This window comes from Kitasatospora sp. NPDC056181, from assembly GCF_042266225.1.
Taxonomy (GTDB): domain Bacteria; phylum Actinomycetota; class Actinomycetes; order Streptomycetales; family Streptomycetaceae; genus Kitasatospora.
On sequence record NZ_JBHJUK010000200.1, the window covers coordinates 1 to 12,494 of the forward strand.

The window sequence follows — 12,494 nt, forward strand, 5'->3', positions numbered from 1 at the left end:
GCGGTGGGGGGCCGGTGCGCGGCCGGCCCCCCCCCGGGGGGCCCCCCCGACCATTGGGGGGCCGCCCCCGACGGCGGTGGCGACCACCGGCACGCCGGCCCGCATCGCCTCCTGGACCACCAGCGAGCGGGCCTCCCAGCGGCTGGGGACCACCACCACGTCGGCGGCGGCCAGCAGGTCCGGTACGTCGGTGCGGTAGCCGAGCAGGCGGACGGGCAGTTTCTCGGCGGCCACCCGCTCACGCAGCCCGGCGGCCTCGGGGCCGTCCCCGGCGAGCAGCAGCAGCGGCTCCGGGTCCAGGGCGGCCAGTTCGCGGGCGGCGTCCAGCAGCAGCCCGAACGCCTTCTGCGGGACGAGTCGGCCGACCGCCAGCACCAGCGGGCGGTCCGGGCCGTCGCCGAGCAGCGCGGCGCGGGCCTCGGCCCGCTCCAGCCGGCCCTCCGGCATCGGCGGGGCGGCGACCGGCCCGAGCCGGGCATCGGTGGCGCCCAGCTCGCGGGCCCGGGCCACCAGGTCGGAGGAGGCGCCCAGCACCAGGTCGGCGGCGCGCGCCACCCGGCGCTCCATCAGCCGCTGGAGCCGCCGCTCCATGCCGGTGGCCAGCAGCGCGTGGTGTGAGGTGACCACGAGCGGGGTCTCCGGGCGCAGGCCCGGGAAGCGGCCGGCGGTGCGCAGCGCGAGGTCGGAGAGGAGCCCGGCGCGCAGGCCGTGGGCGTGCACCACGTCGGCGCCGGTGAAGGCGCGGCGCAGCTCGCCGATCGCGGCGGCGTCGCTGCGGGCGCCCGCGGTGGGGGTGATGTCGACCAGGTGGAATCTGGCGCCGGTGCGGGAGAAGCCGAACAGGGCGTCCGTACCGGCGGGCGCGCAGACCGTCACGGTCACCCCGTGCGCGACCAGGCCCTGGGCCAGGGAGCGCACGTGCGCACCGATGCCGCCGGTACTGGCGGCCAGGACGAGCACCACGTGCAGCTGACCCGGTTCTGGGGCGGCCGCGGCAGCCCGGGCGGCGGAATGGTCCACGTCGTCTCGCATCCGACTCGATCAGGTTCACGCGCCGCGGTGCGAGGATCTCCCGCCAGCGGCGCTCGGGACTGGAAAGCCAGTGTCCAGCCGCCACCATGCCAGGTCGGCGGCCCTCTTGGACAGTCGGCGCCGCCGGGGCGCGTCGCCGTGGGTCCGCGGGGGCCGCCGGGGCCGGCTACCGGTGGCGGGGGGCTCTGGCGGCGGCCAGCAGCTCCTCCGCGTGGGCCCGGCCGAGCTCGGAGTCCTCCAGGCCCGCCAGCATCCGGGAGAGCTCGCGGACCCGCTCCTCGTCGTTCAGCACCTTGACGCCGCTGCGGGTCACGGTGCCGTCGTTGGTCTTCTCCACCACCAGGTGCCGGTCGGCGAAGGCCGCCACCTGGGGGAGGTGGGTGACCACCACGACCTGGGCCGACTCGGCCAGTTTGGCGAGGCGGCGGCCGATCTCGACCGCGGCCTTGCCGCCGACGCCGGCGTCCACCTCGTCGAACAGGTAGGTGGGGACGGGGTCGGCGCCGGCGAAGACCACCTCGACGGCGAGCATCACGCGGGACAGCTCACCCCCGGAGGCGCCCTTGGCGATCGGGCGGGGCTGGGCGCCGGGGTGCGGGGCGAGCAGCACCTCGACCTCGTCCACGCCGTGCTGGCCGTAGGCGACGGTGCGGCCCTCGACCTCGATCCCGGACAGGTCGTCGACCTGGCTGATCGAGAAGGTCACCCGGGCGTGGGGCATCGCGAGTTCCGCCAGCTCCGCGGAGACGGCCTCGGCGAAGCGACCTGCGGCGGCCTGGCGGGCGGCCGAGACCTCGGCCGCCAGATCGGCCAACTCGGCGCGCAGCACGGTCTCCTGGGCGCCCAGCTCGTCGATCCGCTCGTCGTCGCCGTCGAGCTCGACGAGCCGGGCGGAGCCGGCCTCGGCCCAGGCCAGCACCTCGGCCAGGGAGTTCTCCGGGCCGCCGTACTTGCGCAGCAGCTGGGCCAGCACGGCCCGGCGGTCCTCCACGGCGGCCAGCCGGACGGGGTCGGCGTCCAGGTCGTCGGCGTAGCCCGCCAGGTCGCCGGCGACGTCGGCCAGCAGGTAGCCGACCTCGTTCAGCCGGTCGGCGAGGGCGGCGAGGCGCTCGTCGTGGTGGCGGACGGCCTCCAGGGCGCGGCGGGACTGCGCGAGCAGGGTGCCCGCGTCCAGCGCCTCCGGGTCGGCCGGGTCGCCGGCCAGTGCGGCGTGGGCGAGGGTGGCGGCGGAGGAGAGCGCGTCGGCGTGGCCGAGCCGCTCGGCCTCGGCGCCCAGCTCGGCGTCCTCGCCGGCCACCGGCTCGGCCGCGGCGACCTCGTCCAGGCCGAAGCGGAGCAGGTCGGCCTCCTGGGCGCGCTCGCGGGCCCGGGTGGTCAGCTCCTCCAGGGTGGCGGAGACGTCGCGCAGCCGGCGGTAGACCTCGCGGTACCGGGCCAGCGGCTCGGCCACCGCCTCGCCCGCGTACCGGTCCAGCGCGCCGCGCTGGCGGGCCGGGCGGAGCAGCCGCTGCTGGTCGGTCTGGCCGTGGACGGCGATCAGGTCCTCGCCGAGTTCGGCGAGGAGCCCGACCGGCACGGCCCGGCCGCCGACGAACGCCCGGGAGCGGCCCTCGGCGGAGACGGTCCGGCTGATCAGCAGCGCGCCGTCGTCCAGTTCGGCGCCGGCCTCGACGGCGCGGGCCGCCACCGGGGAGCCGGCGGGCAGTTCGAGGCGGCCCTCGACGACCGCGCGCCCGGTCCCGTTCCGCACCAGGCCCGGGTCGGCGCGGCCGCCGAGCAGCAGCCCGAGGCTGGTCACCACCATCGTCTTGCCGGCGCCGGTCTCACCGGTCACGGCGGTGAAGCCGGGAGCCAGTTCGACCACCGCGTCGTCGATGACCCCAAGATCCCGTATCCGCATCTCGTCCAACACGGTGACGACCTTACGAGGTTCCACCCCCGGCGCGCGACGAGCGACAACTCTCCGCCCGCAAGTTCATCCCTTCCGGGAGGTTTGCGCCGCGGTGGGCACGGTGCACCACGGCAGGAAGAACTGCGCCAGCGGGCCGATGGCCAGCGCGTACGCGACGGTCCCGATCCCGGCGGTGCCGCCGAGCAGGAGTCCGGCGGCCAGGACGGTCAGTTCGATACCGGTCCGGATCAGCCGCAGCGAGCGGCCGGTGCGCCGGTGCAGGCCGGTCATCAGGCCGTCGCGCGGGCCGGATCCGAAGCGGGCGCCGATGTAGAGGCCGGTGGCCAGGCCGTTCAGCACGATCGCGCCGGCCATCAGCGCGATCCGGGCCGGCAGCGGGCCGGGCGCGCCGGCCACCCGCAGGGTGAGGTCCATCGCCGCGCCGATCACCAGCACGTTGGCGACGGTGCCGAGGCCGGGGCGCTGGCGCAGCGGGATCCAGAACAGCAGGACGAGGGCACCGCAGATGGTGACCCAGGCACCCACCGAGAGGCCCGCGGTGCGCTGGAGGCCCTGGTGGAAGACGTCCCACGGGTCGAGGCCGAGCCCGGAGCTCAGCATCAGCGCCATGCTCGCCCCGTACAGCCAGAGCCCGACGGCGAGCTGCGGGAGCCGGCGGCCCAGCGCGTGGGTGTCGCCGAGCAGGCGGGTGGCGAGGGCCGGGCTCTGCGGGGCGGCGGGGGCCGGGCCCTGCGGGACGGCGGGGGCCGGGCTCTGCGGGGCGGCGGGGGCCGGGCTCTGCGGGGCGGCGGGGGCTGTGGGGGGCGTCGGCGTGGTCGTGGTGGCCATCGGGGTCTCCTGCGGGTGGTGCTGCACCCCGGGGTTCCGCGCCCGGTGGTGGCGGACTCGACGGCCGCCCTGTCATGATGGCCAGGCCAATGAAGCCCGCTCCAGGGCCAATTCCAAGCAAGTGGACTTGACTGTCATGGCCGACTGGCACACCACCGTCACCGCCGCCGCACTCGCCCGGCTGCTCTCCACCGCCCGGCTGCCCGAGCCGGCCGGCACCCGCCGGCCCGCCTACCGGACCCTGGCCGGCCGGATCCGGCTGCTCGTCTCCGAAGGCCGGCTGCCGGTCGGCGCCCGCCTGCCCGCCGAACGCGAGCTGGCCCTCGCCCTGCGGCTCAGCCGCACCACCGTGGCCACCGCGTACGAGGCCCTGCGCACCGAGGGCTACCTGCACAGCCGGCGCGGCTCCGGCAGCTGGACCGCCCTGCCCGAGGGCGCGCCACCGCCCGGCGACGCCCTGCACCCGGTGCCGCCGGACGAGCAGGGCCGCACCCTGGACCTCGGCGTCGCCGCCCTGCCCGCCCCGCAGCCCTTCCTCGGCGCGGCCGCCGCCCGGGCCGTCGAGCAGCTGCCCGCGTACGCCGCCGGGCACGGCCACTTCCCCACCGGCGTCCCGGTGCTGCGCGAGGCGGTGGCCCGCCGCTACACCGAGCGCGGACTGCCGACCACCCCCGACCAGATCCTGATCACCATCGGCGCGATGGGCGGCCTGCACCTCGTCCAGCGGGCGCTGATCGGCCGCGGCGACCGGGTCGCCGTCGAGGCGCCCAGCTACGCGCACACCCTCCAGGCGCTGCGCCGGGGCGACGCCCGCCTCGTCCCCGTCCCGTACGCCCGGCCGGGCGGCCCGGACCGGCAGCCGGAGTGGGACCTCCCCGAGTGGCGCCGGGTGCTGCACGGCGCCGCGCCCAGGGCCGCCTACGTGATCCCGGACTTCCACAACCCGACCGGCGCCCTGGTCACCGAGGAGCAGCGGCGCGAACTGCTGGCCGCCGCCCGCGCCGCCGGCACCGTCGTCCTGGTCGACGAGACCACCGCCGAACTCGGCTGGGGCCTCCCGGACGGCGCGCCACTGCCCCGCCCGACGGCCGCGCTGGACCGCTCCGCCCAGGTGGTCACGGTCGGCTCGGCCGGCAAGCTGCTCTGGGGCGGCCTGCGGATCGGCTGGGTCCGGGCCGCACCCGCCCTGGTCCGGCGGCTGGCCTCCGAGCGGGTCTACAGCGACGTCGGCGCCCCGGTCCTGGACCAGCTGATCGCCGCCGAGCTGCTGGGCGAGCCGTTGGCGGCCGTCCGCGCCCACCAGCTGGACCGGCTGCGGGCCACCGCCGACGCCTTCGCCGACGCGCTGCGCACCCGCCTGCCGGACTGGCACTACGCCATGCCTCCCGGCGGGCTCGCGCTCTGGGTCTCCACCGGCGACGTCTCCGGCGCGGCGCTGGCCCTGGCCGGTGAGCACGCCGGCGTGCGGATCGCGGCCGGAAACCGCTTCGGGTCGGACGGCGCGTTCGAGCACCACATCCGGATCCCGCTCACCCTGCCCGTCCCGGCCGTTCCCGCCGCCGTCGAGCGTCTCGCCGAGCTCGCCGACCGGGCTGTCGCCGGCGGCCGGTGGAGCGACGCCGCCGACGACAGCCAGCCGCTCGCGGTCTGACTGGCGGTCAGTTCACCGCGGCTGGAGCGAAGTTCAGTGCGTCTCCGCCCGCCCGCGCCAACCCGTCACCGGCAGCGCGAACTTGGCCACCAGGCGGTCGGTGAACGGCGCCCGGTGCAGCCGCGCCAGCCGCACCGGCGTCTGCCCCCGGCGGACCTCCACCCGCGCCCCGGCGGGAAGTTCGACCGAACGGCGGCCGTCACACCAGAGCACCCCGTGCGGGGTCTTCGGCTGCACCTCCACCGCCAGCACCGAGTCCGGCGAGGTCACCAGCGGCCGGGCGAACAGCGCATGGGCGCTGATCGGCACCATCAGCAGCGCCTCCACCTCCGGCCAGACCACCGGCCCGCCACCGGAGAACGCGTACGCCGTCGAACCGGTCGGCGTCGCGCAGACCACCCCGTCGCAGCCGAAGTTGGAGACCGGGCGGCCGTCCACCTCGGTCACCACCTCCAGCATCCGCTCCCGGGACGCCTTCTCGATCGACGCCTCGTTCAACGCCCAGTCGTGGTGCACCACATCGCCGTTGGTCCGGACGATCACGTCGAGGGTCATCCGCTCCTCGACCTCGTAGTCGGCGTCGACCACCCGCTCGACCACCACCGCGAGATCGTCCCGCTCCGCCTCCGCGAGGAAGCCGACCCGGCCCAGGTTGATGCCGAGCATCGGCAGCCCGTGCTCGCGTGCCAGCTCCGCACCGCGCAGCAGCGTCCCGTCCCCGCCCGCGACGAGGATCAGCTCGCAGCCGTCCGCCGCACCCGGCCCCCCGGCCACGCGCTCGACGCCGTCCGGCAGATCCAGGTCCACCGCCTCGGCCGCCAGCAGCCGGATTCTGATCCCCGCCTTCAGCAGGCCGTGCACCAGCCCCTCGACACTGCGCAGCGCCGCCTCGCGGCCGGTGTGCGCGATCAGGAAGACCGTACGTTCATCACTCATGCCCGCTGCCCTCTCCCTACGCCTGCCGGGTCACCCTCGGCCCGGTTCGGCCGCGTCACCCAGCATGATGGACCGGACGTCCGCAGAGCACCCTATCGGGGGCCCTCCGCGACGGCCCGGTCCGCCTCCGCCGGGTCCAACTGCGGGGCGTCCCTGCGCAGCCAGAGGAAGTACTCGACGTTCCCCGACGGGCCCGGCAGCGGGCTCGCGGTGACCGCCCGCACACCCAGCCCGAGCTCCCACGCCTGCCCCGCGACCTGGCGCACCATCTCCGCGCGCAGCTGCGGGCTCCGCACCACGCCGCCGCTGCCGAGCCGCTCCTTGCCGATCTCGAACTGCGGCTTGACCATCAGCATCAGGTCCGCGTCCTCGGCGGCGCAGCCGGCCAGCGCGGGCAGCACCAGGCCGAGCGAGATGAACGAGAGGTCGCCGACCACCAGGTCGACCGGCGTCCCGCCGATCACGTCCAGGGTCAGCTCGCGCACGTTGGTGCGGTCCATCACGGTCACCCGGTCGTCGCTCTGCAGCGACCAGGCCAGCTGGCCGTAGCCGACGTCCACCGCCAGCACGTGGGCCGCCCCGGCGCGCAGCAGCACGTCGGTGAAGCCGCCGGTGGACGCGCCCGCGTCCAGCGCCCGGCGGCCCTCGACCACCAGGCCCTGCGGCACGAACGCGGCGAAGGCGCCGGCCAGCTTGTGGCCGCCGCGCGAGACGTAGTCGGGGTCGTTCTCGTCCTTGGCCACCACGACCGCCGCCGAGGTCTCCACCTGGGTGGCCGGCTTGGTCGCGGTGGTGCCGCCGACGGTCACCCGGCCGGCCGCGATCAGCTCGGACGCGTGCTCCCGCGACCGGGCCAGCTTGCGGCGGACCAGCTCCGCGTCGAGACGGCGTCGTGCCACTGCCACTGGTGTTCAGCTCCTACAGGTGGTTCTGCGGGTGGTTTCCCGGCGGGGGCGTTCCCCGCGGGTCATTCCCGGTCGAGCGCGGCCAGCGTGTCGGTGAGCCGCTGGTGAACATCTTCGTACACCGCGACGTGCGCCTCGGTCGGCACCCCGTCCAACGCCTCCAGCCGGGCCAGCCCGGCGTCGACGGCGGGGTGGCCGGTCGGGGCGAGCCCGACGCCCAGTGGGAGCGGTTCGCCGTCGGCCGGGCCGAGGGCCGCGGGGGCCGGGTCGTAGGCCCCCGGGGCCGGGTCGAGGTCAGGCACCGGGCTGTTCCGGCTTCTTCGCGCCGCCGGTCTTCCGGGCGGTGGTCTTCTTCGTGGCCGACCGCCCGGCCGACGCCTCCGGCGCTGTGGCCTTCCTGGTGCTCGTCTTCCTGGTGGCCGTACTTCCGGCGGTCGCCTTCTTGGCGGTCGCCTTCTTGGCAGTCGCTGTCCCGGTGGTCGTCGTCTTGGTAGCCGCCTTCTTGGCAGTCGTCTTCTTGCTGACAGCCTTCTTGGTGACGGCGCCGTTGGTGGCCGCCGCCCCGGCCACCGACTTCCCGTCGGCGGTCTTCTTGCCGGTCGTCCTCCCGGCCGCGGGCTTGGCGGTGGCCGTCCCCTTCGCCGGGGCCTTCTGCGGCCGCTCCTCCGCCGCCGCTTCCCGCACCCGCTCCGCCCGGGTCGGCGGCACCGGCGGATCGACCTCCACCGGCGCGTCGACCTCGACCCGCTCGGCCACCACCGGCGCGGACGCCACCGGCTCGTCCTCGCGCTCCCAGCCCTGCCCGAACAGCCCGTCGGCCCGCGGCGCCGGCCCGGGCTCCCCGGCCCCGGCCTGCGGCCCCGCCGCCGGCCCGTCACCGTCCTCCTCGACCTCGCGCAGCTTGCTCTCCAGGTACGCGAGCACCACGCCGACCTTGGTCACCTGGTCGCCGACCCGCTCGAAGGCCTTCTCGACCTCGCCGCGCGCCACCCCGACGGCGAGGTCCACCCCGGCCCGCCCGGCGGTCACGGCCTCCTCGGCCAGCGTCTGCAGCGACTGGGCGGACGGCGGGAACTGCCCGCCCAGCCGGCGCTCCACCTCCGCGACGTCGACCCCGCTCTTCTCCAGCAGCCCGGCCGCCGTCCCGACGACCCGCTTGCCGACCTCCTCCACCAGCCCGGCGGCGACCTCAACCGCTCCCCGCACCGTCTTCGGCAGCATCCGGGTGCCTCCTTAGCGCCTGCGCGCATCGCTCCGTCGCCGTCGGTGCCCGGACCGTTCCGGGCACCCCACAGACGACGCTACCGCCAAAACCCTCCTGCGGTACCGTGGCCCCGCACCACCACAGTCTCCGCCGCACAGGGAGTGGACCAACCGCCATGGCCAACGCCGAGGAGTGCCGCACGGCACTGGAGCAGCTCAGCCGGAACATGGCGAACTCCACCGGGAACGTCCGCAAGGCCGCCGCCCTCGACCGCTCGCTCACCTGCCGGATCACCGATCTCGACGTGACCTTCACCGGCCGTCTCCGCGACGGCCGCATCCAGGACGTCACCCAGGCTCCCGGCGCCCCCGCCCAGAAGGCCGAGATCCGGCTCACGATGAGCAGCGACGACCTGGTCGACATGGTCGGCGGTCGGCTCAACTTCGCCTCCGCCTGGGCCGGTGGCCGGGTCAGGCTGGAGGCGGGCTTCCGCGACCTGCTGCGGCTGCGCACCCTGCTCTGACCCGACACCCGGCACCCGGCCGGACCCCTCCCGATTCCCGGGACCCGTCCGGCCGGCTTCGCCTCCCGCGAGGACCGGCACTCCCCCGGGGACCGGAACTTCCTCCTGGGTCAGAAGGCCGGATGGCCCTCCCAGGGACTCAGAAGGCCAGCTCGGCCAGCGCCTTCCGGCCGTCCACCGGCACGCCGTCGGCGTCCAGTGCCGTCCACGCCGCCGCGCAGAGCGCCCGCAGCCCGTCCCAACGGTTCTCACCGGTGGCCTCGAACCGCAGCTCGCCGTCCTGCGCCACCGCGAGCCAGCCGCCGCAGGCGAAGCCGCCACCCGGCTGTCCGGCCACCTCCGGGTGCGGCACGAGCAGCCCGCGCAGGTCCGCCGACACGTACGTCGGCCGGTGCTCCACCGGCGCCGCCAGCAGCTGCGCCGCCGTCGTCACCCCGGTGAAGACCAGCAGGCTGTCCACCCCGCCGTTGAACGCGCCCTCGATGTCGGTGTCCAGCCGGTCCCCGACCACCAGCGCCCGCCGCGCACCCGTGCGCAGCACCGTCTCACGGTGCATCGGCGGCAGCGGCTTGCCCGCGACCTCCGGCTCCACACCCGTCGCCGCCCGCACCGCCGCGACCAGCGTGCCGTTGCCCGGCGCGATGCCGCGCGCCTGCGGCACCGTCAGGTCCAGGTTGGACGCCACCCACGGCAGCCCGCTCTGGATCGCGAACGAGGCCTCCGCCAGCTGCTGCCAGCCCACCGAGGGGTCGAAGCCCTGGACCACCGCGAGCGGCTCCTCGGCCAGCGTGCGGACGGCCACCAGACCGCGTTCGGCCAACGCCTCCTCCAGGCCGAGGCCTCCCACCACCAGGACCTTCGCCCCGGCCGGGACCTTCTCGGAGACGACCCGGGCCGCCGCCTGCGCGGAGTTGATCACATCGGCGGGCTCGGCCGGCACACCGAGGTCGGTCAGGTGCGCGGCCACCACGCGGGGCGGGCGGGAGGCGTTGTTGGTCACGTACGCCAGCCGCATCCCGGTCGTCCGGGCGGACGCCAGCGAGTCCACCGCGTGCTCGATCGCGTCGGGCCCGGCGTACACGACACCGTCGAGGTCCAGCAGCGCCGTGTCGTACGCCTCGGTCAGCGGGAGCCCGCTCCCGCCTGGGGCGGTCCGTCGCGCGGTGGTGGCCGTCTCGGTCATGCCTGCTCTACCTCATTCACTGCGTCGATCCCCGTCATCCGTGTCATCCGTGCGGTCCCGGTCGTCCCGGTCGTCCCGGGCGTCCCGGCCGTCCGCACCGCCCGTGCCGGGCGTGGCCTCCGGAGGCTCCAGGTACCCCGGCGCCCCCGGCAGCAGCGGTCCGAACGCCCCGGCGCGCGCCGCCAGGGTGGCCCGGGTCTGCCGGAGCGCGGCCCGGTAGTGGTCGGTCTCCGGCCGCATCGCCACGGCCAGTGCCAGGTGCTCGGCCGACGTCTCGAAGTCGCCCAGCCGCGCCGCCGCGACGCCCCACCCGAACTGAGCGTAGTCGTCCGACGGATCGGCCAGGGCGACGGCCCGGAAGTTCTCCAGCGCCGCCGCGTACGAACCCGCGTCGAACTGCGCTCTCGCCAGCGTCTCCCGGATGCTGCGCGAGTGCGGCTCCGCCGCGGCCGCCCTCGCGAGCAGCTGCTCGGCCGCCGCCGGGTGCCCCTGCGCCAGCAGCTTGCCGCCCCGGCGGAACCACTCGTACACGTCACCCACGGGCTCCCCCGCCCGCCCCTGCGCCGGGACCCCGCCCCCGGCGGGACCGCCGCCGGGGCCCTCGCCGCCCGCGAATCCGTCCGGACCGTCCGGGCCCCCGGTACCGCCGTCGACCCGCTCCTGCCCGCCGCTGCGCTCGCTCACGCCGTACCTCGCCCTCCGGTCACGACACCCGTCCCACCGACCAGCACGGGTGTTCCGATCTCTGAACAACGCGTACCCGGTTACGATGCCCAGAATGAGCACCCCCAGTGCAGAAAGCGGAGCGGAGTCTCCGCAGGGCGGCCCCGGCGATCCCGGTCACGTCGCCACCGCAGGTCTGTCCCTCTCCCCGTTCCGTGGCCTCAGATACGTCCCCGACCGGGTCGGCGCACTGGCTGCGGTCACCTCGCCGCCGTACGACGTCGTCGATCCCGGCCGCCGGCTCGACCTGGAGACCGCCGACCCGCACAACGTGGTCCGGCTGATCCTGCCGCGCCCCGAACCGGACGACACCGGAGACCGACCCGACCGCGACACCCGTTACCGGCACGCGGCCCGGCTGCTGCGCGACTGGCAACGGGAGGGCGTCCTGGCCGCCGACCCCGAGCCCGCGCTGTACGTCTACGAGCAGCGCGTGCCCGCCACCGGCGACTCCCCGGAGCTGCTCCAGCGCGGACTGATCGGCGCCCTGGCCGTCAGCGGCAGCGAGGCCGGCGTCGTCCTCCCCCACGAGGACGTGATGCCCCGGCCGGTCGCCGACCGGGTCGGTCTGATGCGGACCACCCGCGCCAACCTCGAACCGCTGCTCCTGACCTACCGGGGCAACGGCGGCGCGGCCGGCGTGATCGAACGCGCCGTCCAGGACGAGCCGCTGCTCACCACGACCACCACCGACGGCACCCACCACCGGCTCTGGGCCGTCACCGACCCCGCCGAGATCGCCGAGATCAGCCGCGACCTGGCCACCTGCCGGGCACTGATCGCCGACGGCCACCACCGCTGGGAGATGTACCTGCGGCTCCAGCGCGAGCACCGCCACCTCCCGCGCAGCCCGTGGGACCGCGGCCTGGTACTGCTGGTCGACACCGCCCGCTACCCGCTGAAGGTACGGGCGATCCACCGGGTGCTGTACCGGCTGCCGGTCGCCGACGCGCTGGAGAAGCTGGGCGACCGCTGGCAGGTCAAGGAGGTGCCCGGCCCGCTGGACACCGCGCTGCAGTCCCTCGCCGAGCAGAAGCGGCACGGCGGCAGCAGCTTCCTGCTGACCGGCGGTGACGGCGTGTACTGGCTGGTCGGCGAACCCGACGAGGAGCTGCTCGACGCCACCGTGCCGCAGGACCGGCCGCAGGAGTGGCGCCACCTGGACGCGACCGTCCTGCACGCCACCCTGCTCGACCACACCTGGCGCGTCCCCGACGGCCCGGACGACATCGGTTACCTGCACACCGCCGTGGCCGCGGAGCGCGAGGCCGCCCGGAGCGGGGGCACCGCGGTCCTGCTCCACCCGGTGCGCGAGAGCGTGGTCCGCCGGCTCGCCGAGCAGGGCGTCACGATGCCCCGCAAGTCGACCTCCTTCGGCCCGAAGCCGGCCACCGGGCTGGTGCTGCGCAGCCTCGAACTGGGCTGATCCCGGCCGGGGGCCGACCCGGCCGGTCGGTCCGGCTGGTCGGTCCGGCCGGGGCCGACCGAGCCCTGCGGCAAGCTCCGGACAGCAGTGAGGCCCAGACCCCCCCCGCAAAGCCCCGGGGGGGGCTCGCCTGAACCAGTACAGATCTAAATAAAAACCCAGAGGCGCCGG

General features: G+C 75.9%; 12 protein-coding genes. 3 read left to right on the forward strand and 9 right to left on the reverse strand.

The window, feature by feature from the left end; genetic code table 11:
• The 3 genes from ACFC1F_RS39625 to ACFC1F_RS39635 all read right to left on the reverse strand — a co-directional run.
• A partial coding sequence (locus tag ACFC1F_RS39625) for a glycosyltransferase family 4 protein (RefSeq protein WP_376166121.1) occupies nt 1–1,032 on the reverse strand: 1,032 nt, incomplete at its 3' end.
• Nucleotides 1,033–1,198: 166 nt separating this feature from the next.
• Entirely contained in the window at nt 1,199–2,932 is a 1,734-nt protein-coding gene (recN, locus tag ACFC1F_RS39630; RefSeq protein WP_209415354.1) for a DNA repair protein RecN, read from the reverse strand.
• A gap of 75 nt (nt 2,933–3,007) precedes the next feature.
• The gene (locus ACFC1F_RS39635; protein ID WP_376166124.1) at nt 3,008–3,772 is read right to left on the reverse strand and encodes a YitT family protein; all 765 of its coding nucleotides are present in this window, start codon (nt 3,770–3,772) and stop codon (nt 3,008–3,010) included.
• Between the two features lie 136 nt (nt 3,773–3,908).
• Here ACFC1F_RS39635 and ACFC1F_RS39640 point away from each other — a divergent pair, with 136 nt between their 5' ends.
• Nucleotides 3,909–5,423 (forward strand): PLP-dependent aminotransferase family protein, encoded by a 1,515-nt coding sequence (locus tag ACFC1F_RS39640; RefSeq protein ID WP_376166142.1) that lies wholly within the window; start codon nt 3,909–3,911, stop codon nt 5,421–5,423.
• A 33-nt stretch (nt 5,424–5,456) separates the two neighbouring features.
• Here the strand turns inward: ACFC1F_RS39640 and ACFC1F_RS39645 are convergent, their stop codons facing one another.
• From ACFC1F_RS39645 to ACFC1F_RS39660, 4 genes are all read right to left on the reverse strand, one after another.
• Nucleotides 5,457–6,359: an NAD kinase gene (locus tag ACFC1F_RS39645; protein WP_148642369.1), complete on the reverse strand. Its 903-nt coding sequence runs from the start codon at nt 6,357–6,359 to the stop codon at nt 5,457–5,459.
• 92 nt (nt 6,360–6,451) lie between these two features.
• Nucleotides 6,452–7,258 (reverse strand): TlyA family RNA methyltransferase, encoded by an 807-nt coding sequence (locus ACFC1F_RS39650; protein WP_376166145.1) that lies wholly within the window; start codon nt 7,256–7,258, stop codon nt 6,452–6,454.
• A gap of 68 nt (nt 7,259–7,326) precedes the next feature.
• A complete protein-coding gene (locus ACFC1F_RS39655; protein WP_376166127.1) occupies nt 7,327–7,566 on the reverse strand; it encodes a hypothetical protein in 240 nt (79 codons plus the stop codon).
• Nucleotides 7,559–8,485 (reverse strand): hypothetical protein, encoded by a 927-nt coding sequence (locus tag ACFC1F_RS39660; RefSeq protein ID WP_376166130.1) that lies wholly within the window; start codon nt 8,483–8,485, stop codon nt 7,559–7,561. The genes ACFC1F_RS39655 and ACFC1F_RS39660 overlap by 8 nt, the downstream gene beginning before the upstream one ends.
• A gap of 158 nt (nt 8,486–8,643) precedes the next feature.
• On the opposite strand from ACFC1F_RS39660, the gene ACFC1F_RS39665 reads away from it, so the two are divergent.
• The gene (locus ACFC1F_RS39665; RefSeq protein WP_209415253.1) at nt 8,644–8,991 is read left to right on the forward strand and encodes an SCP2 sterol-binding domain-containing protein; all 348 of its coding nucleotides are present in this window, start codon (nt 8,644–8,646) and stop codon (nt 8,989–8,991) included.
• A 139-nt stretch (nt 8,992–9,130) separates the two neighbouring features.
• Here ACFC1F_RS39665 and ACFC1F_RS39670 read toward each other — a convergent pair whose 3' ends face one another.
• Together ACFC1F_RS39670 and ACFC1F_RS39675 are read right to left on the reverse strand one after the other, a co-directional pair.
• Nucleotides 9,131–10,174: an HAD-IIA family hydrolase gene (locus ACFC1F_RS39670; protein WP_376166133.1), complete on the reverse strand. Its 1,044-nt coding sequence runs from the start codon at nt 10,172–10,174 to the stop codon at nt 9,131–9,133.
• 12 nt (nt 10,175–10,186) lie between these two features.
• Entirely contained in the window at nt 10,187–10,858 is a 672-nt protein-coding gene (locus ACFC1F_RS39675) for a tetratricopeptide repeat protein (protein WP_376166136.1), read from the reverse strand.
• A 94-nt stretch (nt 10,859–10,952) separates the two neighbouring features.
• On the opposite strand from ACFC1F_RS39675, the gene ACFC1F_RS39680 reads away from it, so the two are divergent.
• On the forward strand, nt 10,953–12,323 hold the full coding sequence (locus tag ACFC1F_RS39680; protein ID WP_376166139.1) for a DUF1015 family protein: 1,371 nt from the start codon (nt 10,953–10,955) through the stop codon (nt 12,321–12,323).
• The last annotated feature ends 171 nt before the right edge of the window (nt 12,324–12,494 follow it).

What these genes read in the sequence shown, in the direction of transcription:
- ACFC1F_RS39640 (WP_376166142.1), top strand. Translation starts at nt 3,909, where the DNA reads ATGGCCGACTGGCACACCACCGTCACCGCCGCCGCACTCGCCCGGCTG.
- ACFC1F_RS39660 (WP_376166130.1), bottom strand. Translation starts at nt 8,485, where the DNA reads ATGCTGCCGAAGACGGTGCGGGGAGCGGTTGAGGTCGCCGCCGGGCTG.
- ACFC1F_RS39680 (WP_376166139.1), top strand. Translation starts at nt 10,953, where the DNA reads ATGAGCACCCCCAGTGCAGAAAGCGGAGCGGAGTCTCCGCAGGGCGGC.
- ACFC1F_RS39665 (WP_209415253.1), top strand. Translation starts at nt 8,644, where the DNA reads ATGGCCAACGCCGAGGAGTGCCGCACGGCACTGGAGCAGCTCAGCCGG.
- ACFC1F_RS39670 (WP_376166133.1), bottom strand. Translation starts at nt 10,174, where the DNA reads ATGACCGAGACGGCCACCACCGCGCGACGGACCGCCCCAGGCGGGAGC.
- ACFC1F_RS39635 (WP_376166124.1), bottom strand. Translation starts at nt 3,772, where the DNA reads ATGGCCACCACGACCACGCCGACGCCCCCCACAGCCCCCGCCGCCCCG.
- recN (WP_209415354.1), bottom strand. Translation starts at nt 2,932, where the DNA reads ATGCGGATACGGGATCTTGGGGTCATCGACGACGCGGTGGTCGAACTG.
- ACFC1F_RS39645 (WP_148642369.1), bottom strand. Translation starts at nt 6,359, where the DNA reads ATGAGTGATGAACGTACGGTCTTCCTGATCGCGCACACCGGCCGCGAG.